This window comes from Mesorhizobium sp. M7A.F.Ca.US.006.01.1.1 (assembly GCF_003997935.1).
Lineage (GTDB): Bacteria > Pseudomonadota > Alphaproteobacteria > Rhizobiales > Rhizobiaceae > Mesorhizobium.
Map to the genome: position 1 here is coordinate 1 of NZ_RZQL01000515.1, position 743 is coordinate 743.

General features: G+C 58.7%; 1 pseudogene. It reads left to right on the forward strand.

Features of this window, described 5'->3' with window-relative positions:
- Positions 1-498: 498 nt before the first annotated feature.
- A pseudogene (locus EN943_RS38130) lies at positions 499-743 on the forward strand (hypothetical protein); the annotation flags it as partial.

A 743-nucleotide genomic window follows, 5' to 3' on the forward strand; every position in this document is an offset into this window, starting at 1 on the left:
GCGCCTAACGTCCCAACAAACCCGCCACAGGCGCCGGCCACCCCTCCAATCGCTTAACGAGATGTGGATTGTGGGGGATGCGCACCATGTGTCGGTGATGACCAGTCGATGCCCGTCCGCGTGAACGTCTGCGCCCGCCGTCCTCTCGAGTCAACCTGGGGAGAATTCGACCATGGAACACAGTTTGGCTGAAAATAGCGGCGCGGCTCTCCCGCGATCGCCTGGGTCGCGGCGGCCCTTGCATGATATGGACCGTCTAGCTGCCGATAGTTGGGCTTCGCCATTTGCTCGGCTATAGTTAGAACCATCTATGGCTCAAAGCCCTCCAGCATCATCGGTTCGCCGGCTCAAGGATCAGGTAAGTTCCGGCGCCACCTCAGTGATCATCCCACTGACGCGGAGGGAAGCCCGCTTTGAACTGCACATTTTACGTCGCGGACCCCATGTCGGTCTGGTCGCCATGTTAGCCGACGCTAAATCAGAGCGATGCGACACTTCTTGCTGGGCCTTACAGTCTGTCTCTATTGCACCACATTGCTTCGGGCCGAAGCATGGCAGCCCTTTGGCGTCCGGCAGCTTGGCTTTACATTCGATATTCCTCCAGGTTTCGTCCTCACCCAGCACTCGGATCAAGGCGCGGCTTTTCTGGGGCCGAGAGAAGCGTCCCTAGTCGTTTGGGGCGGACGATTGGGCAAAGCCAGTTTTCGCGCCGAGATCGAGCACCGCATGATAGAGGACAAAAA